This is a genomic window from Streptodolium elevatio (assembly GCF_053592165.1).
The window spans coordinates 18,226-38,316 of the sequence record NZ_JBSFVE010000023.1; the positions used below are offsets into that span (position 1 = coordinate 18,226).

The 20,091-nt window shown below is 71.4% G+C and carries 14 protein-coding genes and 1 pseudogene; 3 read left to right on the plus strand and 12 right to left on the minus strand.

Annotated elements, in window-relative coordinates:
- Window positions 1–108: 108 nt before the first annotated feature.
- The 6 genes and pseudogenes from ACWD12_RS32725 to ACWD12_RS32750 form a co-directional block, all read right to left on the minus strand.
- Window positions 109–1,662 carry a cobyric acid synthase gene (locus ACWD12_RS32725; RefSeq protein ID WP_450102602.1) on the minus strand — a complete coding sequence of 518 codons (1,554 nt, stop codon included), beginning with the start codon at window positions 1,660–1,662 and terminating at the stop codon, window positions 109–111.
- Window positions 1,659–2,651, minus strand: coding sequence for a cobalamin biosynthesis protein (locus ACWD12_RS32730; RefSeq protein WP_450102603.1), 993 nt, complete (start codon window positions 2,649–2,651; stop codon window positions 1,659–1,661). Before ACWD12_RS32730 ends, ACWD12_RS32725 begins: the two co-directional genes overlap by 4 nt.
- Window positions 2,652–2,894: 243 nt before the next feature.
- On the minus strand, window positions 2,895–3,653 hold the full coding sequence (locus ACWD12_RS32735) for a sulfite exporter TauE/SafE family protein (RefSeq protein WP_450102604.1): 759 nt from the start codon (window positions 3,651–3,653) through the stop codon (window positions 2,895–2,897).
- Between the two features lie 632 nt (window positions 3,654–4,285).
- Window positions 4,286–5,224 (minus strand): annotated as a pseudogene (locus ACWD12_RS32740) (SPFH domain-containing protein); the annotation flags it as partial.
- 192 nt (window positions 5,225–5,416) lie between these two features.
- Window positions 5,417–5,827, minus strand: a complete 411-nt coding sequence (locus tag ACWD12_RS32745) for an NfeD family protein (RefSeq protein WP_358361819.1) — start codon at window positions 5,825–5,827, stop codon at window positions 5,417–5,419.
- A 304-nt stretch (window positions 5,828–6,131) separates the two neighbouring features.
- Window positions 6,132–6,926 (minus strand): ABC transporter ATP-binding protein, encoded by a 795-nt coding sequence (locus tag ACWD12_RS32750; RefSeq protein WP_358361784.1) that lies wholly within the window; start codon window positions 6,924–6,926, stop codon window positions 6,132–6,134.
- Window positions 6,927–7,098: 172 nt separating this feature from the next.
- Between ACWD12_RS32750 and ACWD12_RS32755 the strand changes: the two genes are divergently transcribed.
- Entirely contained in the window at window positions 7,099–7,893 is a 795-nt protein-coding gene (locus ACWD12_RS32755; RefSeq protein WP_358361781.1) for a hypothetical protein, read from the plus strand.
- Between the two features lie 103 nt (window positions 7,894–7,996).
- Here ACWD12_RS32755 and ACWD12_RS32760 read toward each other — a convergent pair whose 3' ends face one another.
- Window positions 7,997–10,627 (minus strand): FHA domain-containing protein, encoded by a 2,631-nt coding sequence (locus ACWD12_RS32760; RefSeq protein WP_450102605.1) that lies wholly within the window; start codon window positions 10,625–10,627, stop codon window positions 7,997–7,999.
- A 732-nt stretch (window positions 10,628–11,359) separates the two neighbouring features.
- On the opposite strand from ACWD12_RS32760, the gene ACWD12_RS32765 reads away from it, so the two are divergent.
- Window positions 11,360–13,075, plus strand: a complete 1,716-nt coding sequence (locus ACWD12_RS32765; protein ID WP_450102606.1) for a streptophobe family protein — start codon at window positions 11,360–11,362, stop codon at window positions 13,073–13,075.
- A gap of 466 nt (window positions 13,076–13,541) precedes the next feature.
- The gene (gene serB, locus ACWD12_RS32770) at window positions 13,542–14,732 is read left to right on the plus strand and encodes a phosphoserine phosphatase SerB (RefSeq protein ID WP_450102607.1); all 1,191 of its coding nucleotides are present in this window, start codon (window positions 13,542–13,544) and stop codon (window positions 14,730–14,732) included.
- Between the two features lie 39 nt (window positions 14,733–14,771).
- Here serB and ACWD12_RS32775 read toward each other — a convergent pair whose 3' ends face one another.
- The 5 genes from ACWD12_RS32775 to fabG form a co-directional block, all read right to left on the minus strand.
- The gene (locus tag ACWD12_RS32775) at window positions 14,772–15,287 is read right to left on the minus strand and encodes a SixA phosphatase family protein (protein ID WP_450102608.1); all 516 of its coding nucleotides are present in this window, start codon (window positions 15,285–15,287) and stop codon (window positions 14,772–14,774) included.
- Window positions 15,288–15,391: 104 nt separating this feature from the next.
- On the minus strand, window positions 15,392–17,713 hold the full coding sequence (locus ACWD12_RS32780; protein ID WP_450102609.1) for an MMPL family transporter: 2,322 nt from the start codon (window positions 17,711–17,713) through the stop codon (window positions 15,392–15,394).
- A gap of 346 nt (window positions 17,714–18,059) precedes the next feature.
- Entirely contained in the window at window positions 18,060–18,362 is a 303-nt protein-coding gene (locus ACWD12_RS32785) for a hypothetical protein (RefSeq protein ID WP_358348571.1), read from the minus strand.
- A gap of 188 nt (window positions 18,363–18,550) precedes the next feature.
- Entirely contained in the window at window positions 18,551–19,324 is a 774-nt protein-coding gene (fabI, locus tag ACWD12_RS32790) for an enoyl-ACP reductase FabI (RefSeq protein ID WP_358348574.1), read from the minus strand.
- 3 nt (window positions 19,325–19,327) lie between these two features.
- A complete protein-coding gene (gene fabG, locus ACWD12_RS32795; protein ID WP_358348577.1) occupies window positions 19,328–20,032 on the minus strand; it encodes a 3-oxoacyl-[acyl-carrier-protein] reductase in 705 nt (234 codons plus the stop codon).
- Window positions 20,033–20,091 lie beyond the last annotated feature (59 nt).

The window sequence follows — 20,091 nt, forward strand, 5'->3', positions numbered from 1 at the left end:
ATGCACGAGTCATGTCGGCACTTTGACCGCAAACCGGACGCGCGGGGTCGGTGACACCGCCCGCCCGCCGGACATCCCCGCGCACCGGGGCGCGTGGCGGGCCGGTTGTCACACTCCCGGCGGTATGAACGGCATGCCCGCCGGGGCGCCGCGCTTGATCAGCCGGTCGACCGCCGCGTTGTCCAAGTGGTCCGCGACCAGATCGCCCAGGGCGTCGAGCCGGGCCTGTCGGGCGGCCTCGAACGACGTGTCGGGTGAGGTGACGAAGCGGCGACCCGCCCATTGGGCCACCTGGGTGAGGTACGCGCGGCGGAAGCCGTCGTTCTCGAGCGCGCCGTGCCACAACGTGCCCCAGACGGAACCGGCGCGGCAGCCGTCGAGGGGGGCACCCTCGGCGTTTGTGAACAGCGGTTCGCTTTCCGGCGCGGAGGCGCCACCGCCTGCGGGCGTCCCCGTTCCGGCGTCGACGGTGACGACTCCGTGGTGGATCTCGTACGCCGCGACCGGCTCGCCGTCCGCGAACCCCGACGGCCGCGCGAGGGTCTTCTCCGCGGCGAACCGCACCCGGACCGGGAGCAGCCCGAGCCCGGCGACGACTCCGGCGCGCGACTCGTACCGGTCCTCGATCTCGCGGCCGAGCATCTGGTACCCGCCGCAGATGCCGAGCACGGGCAGGCCGGCCGCCGCACGGCGGGCGATCACGGCGTCGAGCCCTCGTTCGCGCAGCCAGGCCAGGTCCGCGACCGTCGCGCGCGTGCCGGGGACCACGACCAGGTCGGCATCGGCGAGTTCGCCGGGCGTCGCGACGAACCGGACGACGACGCCCGGCTCCACGGACAGGGCGTCGATGTCGGTGAAGTTGCTGATGTGCGGCAGCCGGACGACGGCGACGCGCAGGATCTCGTCGCCGAGCGGCGGCTCGGGCGTACCCCTGTCGGCGTCCAGCGCGAGCGAGTCCTCGACGTCCAGCCACAGGCCGCGCAGATAGGGAAGTACGCCGAGTACCGGGCGGCCGGTCAATTCGCGGATCCGGTCGAGCCCCGGTTGCAGGAGCCGTACGTCGCCGCGGAACTTGTTGACCACGAACCCGCACATGAGCGCCTGGTCTTCGGGGGACAGGAGGGCGAGGGTGCCGAACAGGTGCGCGAAGACACCGCCGCGGTCGATGTCGCCGACGACCAGCACGGGCAGGTTGGCGGCGCGTGCGAGGCCCATGTTGGTGATGTCGCGGTCGCGCAGGTTGATCTCGGTCGGACTGCCCGCCCCCTCGCAGACCACCACGTCGTAGCGAGCCCGCAGATCGGCGAGGGAGTCCAGCACCGCGGCGAACAGGCGGGGCTTGAGGTCGTGGTAGTTCAGCGCCGAGACTTCGGCGACCGGGCGGCCGAGCAGCACCACCTGGCTGCTCATCGCGCCGCCGGGCTTGAGGAGCACGGGGTTCATCGCGGCCTCGGGGGCGATGCCGGCAGCCGCGGCCTGCATGGCCTGCGCGCGGCCGATCTCCGCGCCGTCGGCGGTCACCATGGAGTTGAGCGACATGTTCTGCGCCTTGAACGGCGCCACCTTGACCCCTTCGCGCGCGAGGCGTCGGCAGAGCCCGGCGACGAGGACGCTCTTGCCGGCGTCGGAGGTGGTTCCGGCGACAAGCAGCGCACCGTTCACGGGAGTTCCTTCGGTTGTCGAGGGCGGGTGTGGGCCTGGCTGCGGGTGCGGGAGCGCGGCGTACGCGGGATGCCAAGCCGTGCGGCGGCCACCGCGGCGGCGGCCGCGGCCAGGCACACGGCGGCGGAGAGCCGGTTCGCGCGCGCGATGTCGGCGGGCACGGGCGGGCGACCGTCGCCCAGCGCGGGGCGGTCCTCGGTGCGGCCCGCGTAGACATTGCGGCCGCCCAGCCGTACGCCGAGCGCACCCGCCGCGGACGCCTCGCAGCGCCCGGAGTTCGGGCTCGGGTGGGCGCCGCCGTCGCGGCGGAGCACGCGCCACGTCTCGCGCGGGGATCCGCCGGTCAGGGGCGCGGCGGCGACGGTGAGGAGGCCGGTGACGCGGGCCGGGAGCCAGTTCGCGACGTCGTCCAGGCGGGCGGACGCCCAGCCGAAATTAGAGTGCCGGAGTGTGCGGTGGCCGACCATCGCGTCGAGGGTGTTGACCGCGCGGTACGCCAGCAGCCCCGGGAGGCCCGCGACGGCACCCCAGAACAGCGGTGCCACGACGGCGTCGGAGGTGTTCTCGGCGACCGACTCGACCACGGCCCGCGCCATGCCGGTCTCGTCGAGGCAGGACGGGTCGCGGCCGACGAGGTAGGGCAGGCGCTCGCGGGCGGCCTCCAGGTCCCCGGCGGTGAGCGGTCCGGCGATGGCACGCGCCTCGCGGCGCAGGGTGGTTCCGCCGAGGACGGCCCAGGTCGCGGCGGCGGTGACGGCGGTGCGGGCGACGGGGTGCCGGCGGGTCAGCCGGTCGGCGGCGATGCCGAGCGCGGCGGTGGCGCCGACACAGGCGGCGGCGTACGCGGCGCCGCGGGGACGGGAGTCCGCGTACATGCGCCGTTCCAGTGCCCCGGCGACGGTGCCGAAGGCGGCGACGGGGTGCGCGCGCCGGGGGTCGCCGGCGAGTGCGTCGAGGGCCACGCCGAGCGCCAGGCCGACGGCGGACATGCGCGGTATGGTGCCGCGCGGCGAACGGCCGCGCGGCGCGGAGGGTCTGGGTCGGTCGGTGGCTGTCATCCCTGGTGTCCCGTGTGCACCTGCGGCTCCTGTGCTCCTGTGCTCCTGTGCTCCTGGTTTCCGGGTCTCTCGGGTCCCGGTCCCGGGTCTCGCGGCCCCGGGTTTTCGCGGCCCGGCCTCGCGGTCCTGGGTCCTGGGCCCCGAGGGGTGTGCGGACGTCGGCGACGGTGCGCGCTACGAGGTCAGCAGATGGACCACCGCGACGAGACCGACGACGACGATGACGCCGCGCAGAACTGTCGGCGACAGCTTGCGGCCGACCGTGGCGCCGAGTTGGCCGCCGATGATCGAGCCGACCGCGATGAGTGCCACGACCTGCCAGGCGACGTCCGCGACGAACATGAAGATGATCGCGGAGACGCCGTTCACGAGCATGGCGAGAACGTTCTTGACCCCGTTGATGCGCTGCATGTCCTCGTGCAGGAACACGCCCATGAGGCCGAGCAGCAGGACACCTTGCGCGGCGCCGAAGTAGCCGCCGTAGATACCGGTCGCGTACACCGCGGCGATGAGGATCGGCCCTCCGTGCGCCGGCCGCGCCTCCCCTTGGCGCTCCTTGAGACGGCGGGCCAGCGTGGGCTGCGCGACGACCAGGACGAGTGCGGCGATGATCAGCGCCGGCACGATCGCCTTGAATGCACCCTCGGGGAGCGTCAGCAGGAGTATTGCGCCGGTGATGCCGCCGAGCACGGATGCGGTTCCGAGTCGGATCAAACGGCTTCGCTGCCCGCGCAGTTCGCGCCGGTATCCGATCGCCCCGCTGAGCGATCCCGGTACGAGACCGATCGTGTTCGACACGTTGGCGGTCACCGGCGGATAGCCGACCGCGAGCAGAACCGGGAACGTGATGAGCGTTCCGGACCCGACGACCGCGTTGATTCCGCCTGCTCCAATGCCCGCCGCGAGAACGGCGAGCTGCTCCAGCCAGGTCATGTGCGTGGTCCTTAGACGTCCCGTCGGATTCAAGATCCGTACAAGCGTTCCCCGTGGAGGAACCCTAACGGTCGCCCGGATCGGGGCCGACCGTACTCCCCTGCCGGGCAGTACGGGGGCAGGGGAGTACGGGGCAGGGCAGGCGGCGCGGTCCTGCTGTGCCGCTGTGCCGAAGTGCCGTGCTGGGGGTACGTGCTGAGCGTGCGTGCCGACGGTGCCGTGCTGGGGTGAGTCGCGGTGCGGTGCGGAGCGCACGACACAGCGCAGGCCCCGCCGACATCTGCCCGTACGCCCGGAAAGCGGCGTATGTACGGATGACCGGCGGGGCCTGCGGTGGCAGACGGTGGGTCTCAGCCCAGCGGGCCGTTGTCCCGCGGCTGCCGGCGTCCCGGGGACGCCGGGCGCTCGATGCGCGGCGGGTCCACGCGCGTACCCGGTCCGGAGGGACGGCGCCTGCCGACCTCGGGTCCGGGCAGGCTCGACGGGCCCAGGTCCTCGGCGGGGTCCGGGTCCGCGGGGACGGTGCCGGCCGGGGGCGCCTGCGCGGGGATCCCGCGGGCGGGCCCGGGCACGGTGGTCGAGATGTCGGACGGCGTCTCGGCCGGGTCCTTGGCCCCGCGCGGGAACGCGGCCGGTTCGTCGCCCGAGGCGGCCGCGGGTGCGGGACCGGGCAGAGCGGCCGCGCCGCCGACCGGGGGTACTCCGGTGAGGTTGCCGAACGCGCCGCCCAGCCCCTCCAGCGCGCGTCCGATCTCACTGGGCACGATCCACAGCTTGTTCGCGTCGCCCTGCGCGAGCTTCGGCAGCATCTGCAGGTACTGGTACGCGATGAGCTTCTGGTCGGCGTCGCCGTCGTGGATCGCGCGGAACACCGTTTCGATGGCCTTGGCCTCACCTTCGGCGCGGAGCGCGGCGGCCGTACGGTCACCCTCCGCCCGCAGGACCGCGGCCTCCTTCTCGCCCTCGGCGATGAGCACCTGGGAGCGCTGCGTGCCCTCCGCGGTCAGGATCGCCGCGCGGCGGTCGCGCTCGGCGCGCATCTGCTTCTCCATCGACTCCTGGATGGAGGGCGGCGGTTCGATCGCCTTGAGCTCGACGCGGTTGACGCGGATGCCCCAGCGCCCGGTCGCCTCGTCCAGCACGCCGCGCAGGCCCGCGTTTACCTCCTCGCGGGAAGTCAGCGTCTGCTCCAGGTCCATGCCGCCGATGATGTTGCGGAGCGTGGTGATCGTGAGCTGCTCGATCGCCTGGATGTAGTTGGCGATTTCGTACGTCGCGGCGCGCGGGTCCGTCACCTGGAAGTAGATGACCGTGTCGATCTGGACGACAAGGTTGTCCTCGGTGATGACCGGCTGCGGCGGGAACGGCACGACCTGCTCGCGCAGATCGATCATCTGGCGTACGCGGTCGATGAACGGCACGAGGATGTTGAGCCCCGCGTGCAGGGTCCTCGTGTAGCGCCCGAACCGCTCGACGATCGCCGCGCTCGCCTGGGGGATGACCTTGACCGTCCTGACGAGGGCCACGATCACCAGCAGGACGAGAACGATGACGACGATGACGACGGCCACGGCCCCTCCCCGATTCCGTTGGGTTGATGAGTCGACCTTACGGGGTGCCCGGGCCCCTGTGTCGCTGTAACACGGCGATCCTTGCCCCATAAGGGAATTGACGAATCGTCATGTCGGCATCGTGCCTGCTCGCACGGTATGCGCACGGGCGTTCAAGTCGGTGGTCGCGCCGTCGGTTGTGTCGGCATGTCGTCAGATCACCACCGCGGTCGCGCCGTCGATCTCGGCGACGTCGACCTTCTCGCCGGGCTCGAACACACGTGTGGTGTCCATGGATCGCGCCGACCACACCTCGCCGGCGAGCTTTATGCGGCCGCCGTTCTCGTCGACGCGTTCGAGGACGACGGCGGTGCGGCCGCGCAGCGCGTCGATTCCGGTGCGCGTACGAGGGCCGCTTTGCAACTGCCTTATCGCGATGGGGCGTACGAAGACGAGCAGGGCGATCGAGACGACCGAGAAAACCACGCACTGACCGATCAGGCCGAGGCCGAGCGCGGCCGCGATCGAGGCGGCGAGCGCGCCGATCGCGAACATGCCGAACTCGACGACGGACGTTATGACACCGATGATGCCGAGCCCGCCGAGGGCTATGAGCCACCACATCCATGCGTCCACGAAGCCATGGTAGGGCGGGGAATCGGCGCGGAGGAGTGGTTGGGAGGGTGAAGATCAGACGAACTCGCCCGCCCGTTCGAAACGATGGGCCCCGAGCGGGTCGGGCGCACGGAACGGGACCAAGGACAGGGAACGGAGCCGAGCGGACGGAACGGGCCGGAGCGCACTGGAGGGGGCAAGCACATGGAACGAGGTCAAGTACGTGGAAGGGGGTCAAGTACATGGAAGGGGCCCGAGCGCACGGAACGGGCCCGGAGGCCAAGAGCCTCCGGGCCCGCGCGTGTTCGTCGGATCAGGCGTTCAGCGGCAGACCCTGCGCCGACCAGCGCGCGTCCCGCTGCTTGACCACCAGCGGCAGCCCGAAGCACAGCGACAGGTTCCGCGACGTCAGCGTCTCCTCGATCGGCCCGGCCGCAAGAACCTTGCCCTGACGCAGCATCAGCACGTGGGTGAATCCCGACGGGATCTCCTCCACGTGGTGGCTCACCATCACCATCGCCGGCGCGATCGGGTCCGCGGCCAGGCGTCCCAGCCGCCGCACCAGGTCCTCGCGCCCGCCCAGGTCCAGGCCCGCCGCCGGCTCGTCGAGCAGCAGCAGCTCCGGGTCGGTCATCAGCGCGCGGGCGATCTGCACGCGCTTGCGCTCGCCCTCGGACAGCGTGCCGAACCTGCGCTCCACGAACGCCGACATGCCCAATTGGTCGAGCAGGAACAGCGCGCGGTCCTCGTCGCTCTCCTCGTACCGCTCGCGCCACGTCGCGGTCATGCCGTACGCCGCGGTGAGCACGATGTCGAGCACCTTCTCGCGCCGCGGCAGCCGGTCGGCCAGCGACGCCGAGGCCATGCCCACGCGCGGGCGCAGCTCGAACACGTCGACCGATCCCAGCTTCTCGCCGAGGACCGCGGCCGTGCCCGAGGTCGGAAACAGGTAGGTGGAGGCGATCTGCAGCAGCGTCGTCTTGCCGGCGCCGTTGGGGCCGACGACGACCCAGCGCTCGCCTTCGGCGACGGACCAGGTGATCTGCTCCACCAGAGGGCCGCCGCCCCGGACCACCGAAACGTCAACCAGTTCAAGGACGTCGCTCATACCGCACCTCGCAGGAGCTCGGCGCCGCCGTGGCGCAACGCACCCTTCATCTTGATTCGCTCGCTCCGCTCGCTCATTTGCCGGTACCAGCTCCCCATTGCGTGCAGCCCCGCGGTCGACTCACCCACTCGTGGAGAAACCTACGACACCACGACGGTTTAGTCTCAACCGCATGCTTGATGTTCCGCGCTCCGGCGTCCTCGTCGCCTGGGGCAACGCCCTGCTCTCCGGGCTCGTGGCGCCCGACGACGCCGTGACCCGGATCACCCACGGGGACGAGCCGCACCGCGTGGCGGGCCTCCCGGGCGAGGACCGCGAGGTGGGTCTGACCCTCGCCCTCGGCCGACTGCGCTCGCTGGGGGTGACCGGGCTGCGCCTCGCGCTCCCGGCGCCCGGCGACCCGCTCGGACTGCCCGGTCCGCCCGCGTTCAACGACGCCGCGCTGGAGGCGGGCGAGGCCGTCGTCACGGTCGGGGCGAACGGCGACGGCGGGCGCCGGCTCGGGCTGGTGCCCGAGGGGCTCGTGTACGGCCCGGAGGGCGATCAGGCGACGCGTGTGGTGTGGCGGGTGTACGAGGCCGCCGACCGGCCGCCGTCGGGCCCGTTCCTGGCCGAGGCGGACCGCGAACTGGCCACGGCACTCAAGGACGCCACGGCCGAGCTGATGAAGCTCGACGTCGGGGGGACCGGAGCGCGCGCGGGCGCGGTTGCGGCCGTACTCCGCGACCGGGGCTCGGACGCGGACTCCCCGCTGGCGCCCGGCTGTCCGCCGCGCGCCGTGCGGGTCCTGGAGCAGGCGCGCCGGGTGGCGACGATCCTGGAGATCGCGGCGCAGGACCACGGCGCGGCCGTCAACGCGTACGAGATGAGTGCCCGCGCGGCCACCCTCGCTCCGCTGGAACGCGCCTGCCGCAGGGCGCTGGTGGCGGCCTTCGGTGCGGCGCTGGAGCCATCCGCGGCGGAATGAATCCGCGCGCGGGTGCGGGCTGCTTCACGCCCGGTGCCGTCTGGCTCGCGCGGGCGCACAACACCGCGCGGGTGCTGGTGCTGACTGCCGTGCGCCGACCGGGCTACCGCCCCTTGCGGCCGCCGACCTTGGGGTCGAGGCGGCGCAGCAGCATCATCGCGACCGTCGCGTAGACGACGATCTGGCCGCCGAGTATGGCGATGTTCGTGTACCAGACGCGCGGTTCGGACTTCCACAACGGGTCGGGTTTGTCGCCCTTGTCCGGCATTTGCACCAGGACGTCGACGCTGCCCGCGGCCGCCGAGAACGCCCACCGGGCCGGCGCGATCCACGAGATCTGCTCGATGACCAGCGCGCCGGTCAGCGGGAACAGCGCGCCGCACAGCACGACCTGGACGATCGCGATCACGACCAGCAGCGGCATGGTGAGTTCCGGTGTCGACACCAGTGCCGAGATGACCAGGCCAAGCGCCATCGCGGCGACCGCCGACAGCACGACCGCGATGCCGACTTCGACGATCGTCGGGCTGATCACGACCCCCTTGTCCGGGAGGTCGTAGCCGATGACCGCGACGGCTGTCAGCGCGACGCCCTGGAGTGTCGCGATGAGGCCCAGCACCAGCAGTTTCGAGCACAGGTACGCCGACACCGACAACCCGGCGCTGCGTTCTCGCTGGTAGATCGCGCGTTCCTTGATCAGTTCGTTGACCGCGGTCGCGGAGCCCATCAGGCCGCTGATGACGAAGAGGACGAGGAGTTTGGTCAGGATGTCCTGGTTCTGTCCGGGCTCGCCGACGAACTTGCCCGGGATAGCCCGGCAGAGCGCGCCCAGGAGGACCGGCGCGGCCAGGAGCAGTGCCAGGTACTTCTTGTCGGACGCGATGACCGACAGGTAGCGCCGCGACAGCGTCGCGAGCTGCGACCCCCAGCTCTGCGGTTTGGGCGGCTTGACCTGCGGCCGTTCGGCCTGCGGCTGCGGCGCGGCGGCGGGCGCGAGGCCCGACTCGACGTAGCGCGCGTGCGGCTCGGAGGCGCGGAACCGCTGGGCGAGCGTCGTCCCGTCCTCGCGGTTGAGCATCTTGAACGCGTCGCGCCAGTTCTCCTTGCCGAAGTACGCCAGCGCCTCGCCGGGAGGGCCGTAGTACGCGACGTACCCGCCGGTCACGAGCACCAGCAGGCGGTCGCACACCTCGGCGCTGTCGAGGTCGTGCAGCACGGTGATGACGGTGCGGCCGTCGTCGGCGAGGTTGCGCAGGTTGTCCATCAGGTCGCCGGCCGAGCCGACGTCGAGGCCCGAGGTGGGCTCGTCCAGGTAGAGCAGCGACGGCTTGGTCAGCAGCTCGACCGCGACGCTGACGCGCTTGCGCTGGCCGCCGGACAGTTTGTGGATGGGCAGTTCGGCGCGCTCGGTCAGTCCGAGGTCGGCGATGACCTCCTCGACGCGGCGGGCACGCTCGGACTTCTCGGTGTCCTCGGGGAAGCGCAGGCGGGCTGCGTAACGCAGGGCCTGACGTACCGTCAGCTGCTTGTGCAGGATGTCGTCCTGCGGCACCAGGCCGATGCGCTGCCGCAGTTCGGCGAACTGGGCGAACATGTCACGGCCGTCGTACAGGACGTTGCCGCGGCTCACCGGCAGCGAGCCGGTCAGCGCCTTGAGCAGCGTCGACTTGCCCGCACCGGACGTGCCGACGACCGCGAGCAGCGTGCGCTCGCCGATCGGGAACGACACGTCGTGCAGCAGCGTCTTGTCGCCGGCCTTCACCTCAAGGCCGTTGATGTGGAGCGAGACCTCGCCGGTGTCGATGAACTCGCGGAGTTCGTTGCCGTCGAGGCGGAAGGTCGCGTGGCCGATGCCGACTATGTCGTTCGGGCCGAGGATCTGGCGCTCGACCGGCACACCGTTGACGTACGTGCCGTTGTGGCTGCCGAGGTCGGCGATCTCGTGCCGGCCGCCGGGCGTGGTGCGCAGCTCGGCGTGGTGGCGCGAGACCATGAGGTCGGTCAGGACCAGGTCGTTGTCGAGCGCGCGGCCGATGCGCAGTGTCCGGACCGGGATCTGCATGACGACGCTGGGACGCCGGTCGACACTCGGACGCGGATCGGCCATCGGGCCGGGCACGATGTTGGCCCACGGCGGCGGACCGCCGGCGCCGGGCGGGGGCGGCGGAGGCGGGGCGACCGGGGTGCCGGCGGAGCCTTGGCCGGGGCCGCGGGCGCCTTGACCGGGCTGGCCCGGCTGGCCGGGACCTGAGCCTGCGCGGGCGGGGCCGCCGTGTGCGGGGCCGGGACCTCCGTGGCCGGGCTGGGGGATGGACTGCGGGCCGGGCTGCGGGACGGGCGGCTGCGGCGGGGCGTACGGCTGCTGCGACTGCGAGGCCGCGGGCACCAGTTCGGTCGCCTCGACGACGGGGCTCAGACGTAGGCGGCCGCCGTCGTCGGGGTCACCGAGGACCACCTCGATGCCGCCGCCCACGACGACGCGGTTGACGCGCTGCCCGCGCACGTACGTGCCGTTCACGCTGCCGGTGTCGACGAGTTCCCAGCCGTCGGCGGCGACGCGGAGCACGGCGTGGCGCCGCGAGACGCGGCGGTCGTCGACGACGACATTGCACGACTGCGGGTCACGGCCGACGATGTAGTCGCGCCCGGGATCGAGCACGACAGGTTGCCCGGCGTCCGTGCTCGCCGTCAGCTGCGGCACGACCGGGTCTTCGGATGCATACCTGCCCCCCATGTCCAGCGAGTTTAGGGACCAACGGGCCCCCGCGGCACCTGTTCGGCGAGGCTTCCACTCGGATCGGCGTACACATGCGGGGTTCCCGGGGGTGACGTGCCGGACAAAATCACCTGCACGAGTGGTCGAGCGGCTGGGCAGATCCACGTGATCATGGGCGACCGGGATGAATCGGCCAACCGTAATTCCGGCCCTGGAACGGGTCTTGGCCCGTGCTTCGCACGGTCGCTGTGTCGAAGGACACGACGCACTGTGTTGTTCGGGCAGTTGAGTGGGACCGGCGGACGGCAAGTCGGTTGGACGGAAGGCCCCGACCGGGAGCCGGACGAGGGAGACCGTTGCGACGCCGCGTACGAGGACGCGACAGAGACGGCAGGATCGACGCGACGCGGAACGCGAACCCATGAGCTGACCGGCACGCCCCCCGCGACACAGCCGCCCCCCCAGGGCGGCCTAGATCTCGAACCCGACGACGCCACCCGACGTCAGAGAGCGGGTATTGGCCCGGTTGGTTGCGGCGGGGAGCCGAACGGGGGTGATTGGGCATGTCGTTGCGCGGGCTCCGGTTTGCGGCCTGCGGTCCCTCGCGGCGTCGCGCAACCGCGTAACAGGCGATCAACCGTGTCGGTGATTCCGTTGACGTGCGTCGCGCGGGGGTCCGATAGTCATTGATGTCCGAGGGGGGCTGGTTACGGATCGTGCCCCCGTCGATTTCTTCCGCAGGGAGCGGGCGTGTCCTGGACCAACCCTCCGCAGCGGCCTGGCCCTCCTGGTGCCGGGCCGCCCGGACCGGCGGGCCGATCGCCCGCGGGGCCGCCGCCGTCGCAGCCGCCTGGTGATGCCCGGACGGGGTCCGCCGCCGGCCTGTTCGGCGGCGTGGAGGCGTGGCTGCACGCGTTCCTCGCGGTGTTTGCCGCCTTCGCGGCGATGGCCGTCACGGCCTGGCTCGCGCTGTGGCTGTTGGGCGCCGGCGACCTCGGCGGCGGCACGATGCCCGCGCTGGTGGCTGCGACCATCGCGCTCGCCGTCGGCGGCAAGGTGGACTTGAAGGGCGCGGAGTCGGCGGGCAGCGACGGGATCCTCGGCGATCTGATCGGCGACGTGTCCCTGGCCGAGGGCAGCGGCGACGTCGACATACTCATGTTCGGCGTCGGCCTTGTCGGCGCGCTCGTGCTCGGCTGGCTGTTCCTGCGCCCATTGCGCTATCGACTGGTCATCGGCTTCGACGAACTCCTCGCCCACATGGCGCGGATCGCCGTCTTCACGGCCGCCGCGCTGGGCGCCTGCGTCGCGCTCGGCAGCGACTCGCTGCCCATCGGGGACGCCATCCCGCAGGCCGAAGCCGCCGAACTCATGGGCATCTTCAACCTGGGCGCGGCCGCCGAGTTCACCACGGACGCCGCAACCACCGTCGGGTTCGGCCTGGGGTGGATGCTGCTGGCCATGGCCGTCGCGCTCGGGGTGTCCGCGCGCGGGCCGCTGCCGCGGATGTGGCTGCGCTATCGCGACGTTCTGCGTCCGCCGATCGCGGGCGTGATGGCGGTGTTCCTCGGTGCGGTCGTGCTCGGCCTGCTCGGCGCGCCGTTCGTGGCCGCCGAGGCCCCTGGGCCGAAGCGCATGATCGGCGGCATGCTGCTCGCCCTGCCCAATGTCATGTGGCTGCTGGTCACGCTGGGCATGGGCGTCGAGTGGAAGTCCTCCGGCGGCGGCGACTTCAGCTTCGGTCTGCCCGGCCCGCTGGGCGAACTGCTCAATCAGTCGGGCAGCCAGGGGCTGCCCATCACGGTCGGACGCCTCGCCGAACTCGACAACCGCGCATGGTGGATTCCGGTGGTCTCCGGAATCCTGCTCCTCTTCGGCGGCACGGTGATGGCCCTGCGGGCGCCCGCGCGGGTGAAGCTCTACCAGCACGCGTGGCGGTTCGCCGTCGCCTTCGCGGTCACCGCGGTGATCGCGGCGGCCATCGCGCAGATCCACGTCAAGGCGGCGGTCGAGATCCTCGGCGACACGATGTCGCAGGGCGGTGAGGTCTCGCTGCACCCCGACTACGTGCAGACCGCCGGTTTCGGGGCGCTGTGGGGTGCGTGTGCGGGGCTGCTCGGCGGTGCGCTCGCGGCGTGGATCCGGGCGGTACGGGAGAGCCGCGATCCCGCGGCCGCGGGACCCCGGCAGACGGCTGGGCCCGGGTACGCGGGGCACCCGCAGGGGTACGCCGGGCCGGGCCCGCAGCAGGGTGGCGGGGTGGGTGGACCGCCTGGGTATCGGGCGCCGGGTCATGCGGGGCCTGGATACCAGGCGCCCGGTCATCAGGCGCCGGGGTACCAGGCGCCGCCTGGGTATCAGGCACCGCCTGGTTCGCAGCGGCCGGGGGGTGGGCCGCAGGGGGGTCAGCCGCCGGGGTACACGCCGCCTGGGTATACGCCGCCGGGGGCTGGTGGGGGGCGGTAGTGCTGGGGGCGGGGTCTGGATCTTGGGGCGGGTTCTGCTCTTGGTTTAGGCGGACTCGGCCCTTGGTCAGGCGGATTCGGCCCTTGGTCGGAGTGGGCGCTTTTGTTTGAGTGCGGCCTCCGGCCGCTCTCCTCGCTGCGCTCGTCGATCACGGAGACATACCGACACCTTCGGGCGGCCTCCGGCCGCGTGGGGGTGGGGCACCGACACGGGCGGAACCGCGCCATAGATGGCGGCAACCGCGGTGATTGTTTTGTGGCCGCTGAACCTCCCCTGTGTGAAGCACCCCGAGGCGGAAAAGCCTCGTGAGTTGTGGGTCGGGTCGGTGGGGGCGGGATGAGTGGGCGGGGGTGGTGGCTGGTGGTTGTGGGGAGGCGGTTCCGGGGTGGCGCTACGTGGGGGCTTGGTGTCCACCCATCGGGACCGTGCGACGGGGGTTGTGGGGGGACGGGTACCGTGATCGTTCATGGACGTCGCGACCCGTACGCTGCTCGTGAAGATCTTCGGTAAGGACCATCCCGGGATCACCTCGTCGCTTTTCGAGACGTTGGCGGGCCAGGGTCTTGAGGTCGTCGACATCGAGCAGACCGTCACGCGGGGCCGTCTGACCCTGTGTGTTCTGGTGCCCGCGCCGGCCGAGGACGGCGAGCTCCGGGCGCGGCTGCACCGTTGGGCCGAGGGCGAGCGGCTGGACATCGAGATCATCTCGGGCAGCGGCGACAACCGTCCGCGTGGTGAGGGGCGCTCGCACGTGACGGTGCTCGGGCATCCGCTCACCGCCGACGCGGTCGCCGCCATAGCGGGACGCATCGCCGCGACGGGCGCCAACATCGACCGCATTTTCCGGCTCGCGAAGTACCCGGTCACCGCGATCGAGTTGCAGGTCTCCGGGGTGGAGCCCGACAAGCTCCGCGCGGAGCTCGCGCCGGAGGCGGCGGCCCGGCTCATCGATGTGGCGGTCCAGCCGGCGGGGTTGCTACGGCGGGCGAAGCGCCTGGTGGTCATGGACGTCGACTCGACGCTCATCCAGGGCGAGGTCATCGAACTGCTCGCGGCGCACGCGGGCTGTCTCGACGAGGTGGCCGAGGTGACGGCCGCCGCGATGCGCGGCGAGTTGGACTTCGCCGAATCGCTGCGGGCGCGCGTGGCGCTTCTGGCGGGCCTCGACGCGTCCGCGATCGACGCGGTGCGCGAGCAGGTGGAGCTGACTCCCGGCGCGCGGACCCTCGTACGCACGCTCAAGCGCCTCGGCTACCAGGTCGGCATCGTCTCGGGCGGCTTCACGCAGGTCACCGATGTCCTCGTGGAACGGCTCGGGCTCGACTACTCGGCGGCGAACACGCTGGAGGTCGTGGACGGCAGGCTCACCGGGCACGTGATCGGCGAGATCGTGGACCGTCCGGGCAAGGCCCGCATGCTGGAGCGGTTCGCGCTGGCGGCGGGCGTACCGCTGTCGGCGACCGTGGCGATCGGCGACGGCGCCAACGACCTCGACATGCTCAACACGGCGGGCCTGGGTGTCGCGTTCAACGCCAAGCCGGTGGTACGCCAGGCCGCCGACACGGCGGTGAACGTCCCGTTCCTGGACACCGTCCTGTTCCTGCTGGGCCTGACCCGGGAAGAGGTCGAGGCCGCGGACGCCGCGGACGGCGGCTGACCGACGGGGGCGGCGCGCGGCGCGCGCCGCCCGAGGCGGTCAGGCCCGGGGTGTCTCGAAGGCCGCCAGGTGCGCGCCCTTTTCGTTGAGGTCTCCCCAGGTGCCCTCGAAGCGCATGAGCGCGATGCCCGACGTCGCGTACTTCTCGCGGGCGCGTTCCAGCGCGTCGCCGTCCGAGCTGCCCGCGAGGGCGGACACCAGCGTGGCGACGCCCGGGTTGTGGCCGATCAGGACGAGGGTTTCGACGTCGTCGGGGGTCTCCTGCACGACGTAGAGCAGGGTTTGCGCCGAGGCGTCGTAGAGGCGGTCGTCGTAGCTGGTGTGCGGCTTCGGATCGAACACCTTGCCCATGAGCTTCCAGGTCTCGCGGGTGCGCTGCGCGGTCGAGCAGACCACGTGGTCCGGGTGCACGCGCTGCCCGACGAGCCAGTTGCCGATCTGCGGGGCGTCCTGCCTGCCACGGTCCGCCAGAGGCCGCTCGTGGTCCGGGACGTCGGGCCAGTCCGCCTTCGCGTGCCTGACCACCACCAGTGTGCGCTGTCGCTGCGATGCCATGGGATCCAGCCTCTCAGAATTCCGGGGACATGCACGGCGGGTCCCGACCCTCAAGGGTCGGGACCCGCCGCGTTGTGACACTGTGTTCGACCGTCGGCCGATCGTCAGCCGACCGGCGGCCTCGGGATCCGGGAGGAGCCGGAGACGTCGTGCCCGTCCTGGCCGTACGGGTCGCCGTAGCCGGGCTGGTACGGCGCCGCGTGGGCCCCCGCGAGCACCGGCTCACGGTGCGGCGTCGCGACCTCGTCGTCCTCGCCCGCGCCGTGGTCCATCTGCGGCAGCCAGCCCAGCCACTTCGGCAGGTACCAGTTGCGCTCGCCCAGCAGGCCCATGACGGCCGGCAGCAGGATCGCGCGGATGATCGTGGCATCCAGCAGGACCGCGACCGCGAGGCCGACGCCCATCTGCTTCATCTGCTGCATGGACAGGGTGCCGAAGACCGCGAACACCGCCACCATGATCACCGCGGCGCTGGTGACGACGCCGGCGGTGCTGCGCACCCCGAAGGCCACCGCGTCGTTGGTGCTCATGCCCTTGTCGTACGCCTCGCGGATCCGGCTGACGACGAAGACGTGGTAGTCCATCGAGAGGCCGAACAGCACCACGAAGAGGAACAGCGGCAGCCACGAGGTGATCGCGCCCGGTGCGTCCGTACCGACCAGGAAGTCGCCGTAGCCGTGCTGGAAGACCAGCGCGAGCACACCGTAGGCGGCGCCCACCGACAGCAGGTTCAGGACGATCGCCGTCAGCGCGATGGCGAGCGAGCGGAACGACACGAGCATCAGCAGGAAGGCGAACAGGAGCACGAAGCCGAAGGCGATCGGCGTGGTCTTGTCGAGCTGGTGGTTGAAGTCCTTGGTCTCCGCGTAGTCGCCGGCGACCGGGGCGTCGACACCCTCGACCTTGCCGAACGTGGCGGGCACCACGTCGTCGCGCAGCGTGCTGAGCGACTTGCCGTCGTCCGCGCCGGTGAACGGCACGTTGATCTGCATGACGTCGTTCTTGTCCGGGAAGGTGCGGACCTCGATCTGGTTCGTGAACAGCGTCGGGTTGTCGGCGACGCGCTTCTTGAAGTCGGTCAGCGCGGCCTGGAATCCGGCGGCGTTGATGTCGTCGGCGGAGATCACGACCTGCGCGGGCGCCGGGCCTCCGGGGAACTTCTCGTTGACGTGCTTGTACGTCTGGACGATCGGCTCGCTCTTGGGCAGTTCCTTGTCGAGCGGCAGCAGCGACAGCTTCATGTCGAGGGCGGGGATCGTCAGCGCGATCAGCAGGCCGCCTGCGACCACGGTCCAGGCGAGCGGACGCTTGAGCACGGTGCGCAGGATCGCGCCCCAGAACTTGCCGCCGTCGGGGGACGGGCGGCGCATGCGGCCCAGGCCGGGGATCTTGCCGGCGTCGACCTTGTCGCCGAGCATCGACAGCAGCGCGGGCAGCACGGTGACCGAGCCGAGCATCGCGGTGAAGACCACGATGATGGTGCCCATCGCCATCGACTGGAACTGGCCCAGGCCGGTGAACATCATGCCCGCCATCGCGACCATGACGGTGACGCCCGAGATCAGTACCGAACGGCCGGACGTCGCGGCGGCGATGGCCAGTGCGCGCTCCGGGTCGCGGCCCTTCGCGCGCTCCTCACGCTCGCGCCGGATGTAGAAGAGGCAGTAGTCGACGCCGACCGCGAGGCCGATGAGCAGCATCACCGACATGGTGACGTCCTCGGTCGGGACCAGCCGGCTCGCCAGGACGAGCAGGCCCATGCTGGCCGCGATGAACGCGGTGAGTGCCAGGACCACCGGCAGCAGGGCCGCGACTACCGCGCCGAACGCGATGAGCAGGATGCCGAGGGCGAGCGGGACGGCGGTCCACTCGGCGGTCTTGAAGTCGTTGCCGATCGTGTCGTCGAACCACTTCTCGGACGTGGCGTCGCCGAGCTGCTCGATCTTCAGGTCGGGGTGGGCGGCCTGGCCGGCCTTGACCGCGTCCAGGATCGGGTCGAGCTTGTCGACCGCGTCGTCGGGCTTGCCCATGACGTCGAACTGGGCGAGGGCCGACTTGCCGTCCGCCGAGATGGCGCCTTCCGCCGTGTACGGCGAGCGGATGTTCTCGACGACGCCGCTGGCCTGCACCTTGGCGAGGACGTCGTCCACGGCGGCCTTGAAGCCCGGGTCCTGCGCGGCGACGGATGCGCTGGTGAACAGCAGCATCTCGCTGGAGGGGTCCTCCACCCCGGCGTCCTCGATGATCTTCTCGGCGCGCCCGGACTCCCCCGGGGTCATGTCCGAGTCCTTCAGTTCCTTCGATCCGAGCATGCCGCCGATGACGACGGAGAGGACCACGAAAAGCAGCCAGGCGGCCACTGCCGTCTTGCGATTCCTCGCGCTCCATCCGCCCATCGAGGCGGCGAGATTGCGCCTGCGTGCCATGGGTTTGTTCTCCTTCGTCGCGTGTGCGTACGCGGCGGAACCGCCCCGAGTCGGTGGCTCCCGTGCTGTCGGTACGACGCTACGAGCCGGGGGCGCGCGGCCCCATCCGGCGGACTGCCGTATCGCTCGGGTGTGGGCGCCCGTAGCCGAGGTAGGGCTAACCCCACCCCCTAGGGGTCGGGTGGCGCCGGAAGGGGTCGACTCGTTGTCGTGTCGCCTGGGCGATCCTGGGCGATCATGATCATTTCGACCACCCGGTTATCCGGATAGCGCGAAACGCCCCTGGTGCACGGTTTGCTGACGTTTCGTCAGCGGCGGCACACAGGGGCGTACGTCGGACGGGGTGTCAGCTCACGAGCGTCGCGATCAGCGAGATGATCCCGGTGATCAGCAGCATGGCGCCGAGGATCCCGAGCATGGCGCGGCTGGCCGGCTTGTCCGGGTCCGGCGGCCCGAGGACGGGGGTGAACCCCTCGTCCCCGCGAGCCGCGAGATCGGCGGCCTCGGCCTCGGCCCGTGCCCGGCGCGCCTCCAGCTCCGCGGCGCGCGCCTGGTCCTCCCGCGCCTTGCGTGCCGCGACGGCACGCGCGTAGCGCTCCTTGGAGGACTCGCCCTTGGCGGGCCGGGGCTGCGACGGTGATGCGGACATACCACGAGTCTCCCAGACGCCGCGGTGCCGATCGCCCGGGGGTTGCGAATCGGGACGACGCCGCGGGGCCGTGCGGTGCGGGGACCCGGGCGAGTGCCTCCGCGCGGCCGGCGAAGCGGGTCGGCCGCGCACAAAGACCCGCGAACCCGCCCTGCGGGCCGGGTTCGCGGGTCTCGTGTGATGCGGTGTCAGGCGCCCATGGCGTGCAGGCCGCCGTCGACGTGGACCACCTCGCCCGTCGTCTTCGGGAACCAGTCCGACAGCAGTCCCACGACGCCGCGCGCCGCGGGCTCCGGGTCGTTGAGGTCCCAGCCCAGCGGGGCCTTCTCGTTCCAGACGCCCTCGAACCGGTCGAAGCCGGGAATCGAGCGGGCCGCCATCGTCTTGACCGGCCCGGCCGAGACGAGGTTGACCCGCACGTTCTGCTCGCCGAGGTACTTCGCCAGGTAGCGGGAGGTCGCCTCCAGACCGGCCTTGGCGACGCCCATCCAGTCGTACCCCGGCCACGCCACCTGCGCGTCGAAGTCCAGGCCGACGACGGACAGCGAGCCGTCCTTCGGCTTCAGCGGCAGCGTGGCCATCGTCAGCGACTTGAGCGAGAACGCGGACACGTGCACGGCCGTCGAGACGTCCTCGTACGTCGTGTTCAGGAAGTTCCCGCCCAGCGCGTCCTGCGGGCCGAACGCGACGGAGTGCACGACGCCGTCGAGGCCGTCGACGTGCTGGCGCACGTTGTCCGCGAGGGCGTCCAGGTGCTCCTGGTTCGTCACGTCCAGCTCGATCACCGGTGCCGGCTTGGGCAGTCGGCCGGCGATCCGGTTGACCAGCGACAGGCGGCCGAACCCGGTGAGCACGACCTCGGCGCCTTCCTCCTGCGCGAGGCGCGCGACGTGGAAGGCGATCGAGGCGTCCGTCAGGACGCCGGTGACAAGAATGCGCTTGCCGACCAGAAGGTCACCCATGTGTCAGTGCCCCATTCCAAGTCCGCCGTCAACAGGGATGACAGCTCCGGTGATGTACGACGCGGCGTCCGAGGCCAGGAAGCGGACCACGCCCGCGACCTCCTCCGTGCTCGCGTATCGGCCGAGCGGCACCTGCGCCAGGATCTCGGCCTTGCGGTCCTCGCCGAGCACCTCGGTCATGGCCGTGTCGACGAAGCCGGGCGCGACCACGTTGGTGGTGATGTTGCGCGAACCCAGTTCGCGGGCGAGGGAGCGGGCGAAGCCGACGAGGCCGGCCTTCGACGCCGCGTAGTTGGCCTGGCCCGCCGAGCCGAGCAGCCCGACGACCGACGAGATCAGCACGATGCGGCCCTTGCGGGCCCGCAGCATGCCCTTGCTCGCGCGCTTGACCACCCGGAACGTGCCGGTGAGGTTGGTGTCGACCACCTCGGTGAAGTCGTCCTCGCTCATGCGCAGCAGGAGCGTGTCCTTGGTGATGCCGGCGTTCGCGATCAGGACCTCGACGTTGCCCTGGTGCGCCTCGACCTCCTTGAAGGCCTGCTCGACCTGCTCGGGGTCGGTGATGTCGCACTTGACGCCGAACAGTCCCTCGGGCGCCTCGCCGGACCGCGACGTGACCGCGACCTTGTCGCCTTCCGCCGCGAAGGCCCTCGCGATCGCCAGGCCGATGCCCCGGTTGCCTCCGGTGACCAGTACGGACCGGCTCAACGGATCACTCCTTATACGTCGCTGTACGGGTCCGTCGACCGTATCGGTCCACGGCGCGG

Excerpts from the sequence above, each read along its gene's own strand:
- ACWD12_RS32730 (WP_450102603.1), bottom strand. The coding sequence starts at position 2,651 with ATGTCCGCCGTCGGCCTGGCGCTCGGCGTGGCCCTCGACGCACTCGCC.
- ACWD12_RS32735 (WP_450102604.1), bottom strand. The coding sequence starts at position 3,653 with ATGACCTGGCTGGAGCAGCTCGCCGTTCTCGCGGCGGGCATTGGAGCA.
- ACWD12_RS32745 (WP_358361819.1), bottom strand. The coding sequence starts at position 5,827 with ATGTGGTGGCTCATAGCCCTCGGCGGGCTCGGCATCATCGGTGTCATA.
- ACWD12_RS32750 (WP_358361784.1), bottom strand. The coding sequence starts at position 6,926 with ATGAGCGACGTCCTTGAACTGGTTGACGTTTCGGTGGTCCGGGGCGGC.
- ACWD12_RS32755 (WP_358361781.1), top strand. The coding sequence starts at position 7,099 with ATGCTTGATGTTCCGCGCTCCGGCGTCCTCGTCGCCTGGGGCAACGCC.
- ACWD12_RS32760 (WP_450102605.1), bottom strand. The coding sequence starts at position 10,627 with ATGGGGGGCAGGTATGCATCCGAAGACCCGGTCGTGCCGCAGCTGACG.
- serB (WP_450102607.1), top strand. The coding sequence starts at position 13,542 with ATGGACGTCGCGACCCGTACGCTGCTCGTGAAGATCTTCGGTAAGGAC.
- ACWD12_RS32775 (WP_450102608.1), bottom strand. The coding sequence starts at position 15,287 with ATGGCATCGCAGCGACAGCGCACACTGGTGGTGGTCAGGCACGCGAAG.
- ACWD12_RS32780 (WP_450102609.1), bottom strand. The coding sequence starts at position 17,713 with ATGGCACGCAGGCGCAATCTCGCCGCCTCGATGGGCGGATGGAGCGCG.
- ACWD12_RS32785 (WP_358348571.1), bottom strand. The coding sequence starts at position 18,362 with ATGTCCGCATCACCGTCGCAGCCCCGGCCCGCCAAGGGCGAGTCCTCC.
- fabI (WP_358348574.1), bottom strand. The coding sequence starts at position 19,324 with ATGGGTGACCTTCTGGTCGGCAAGCGCATTCTTGTCACCGGCGTCCTG.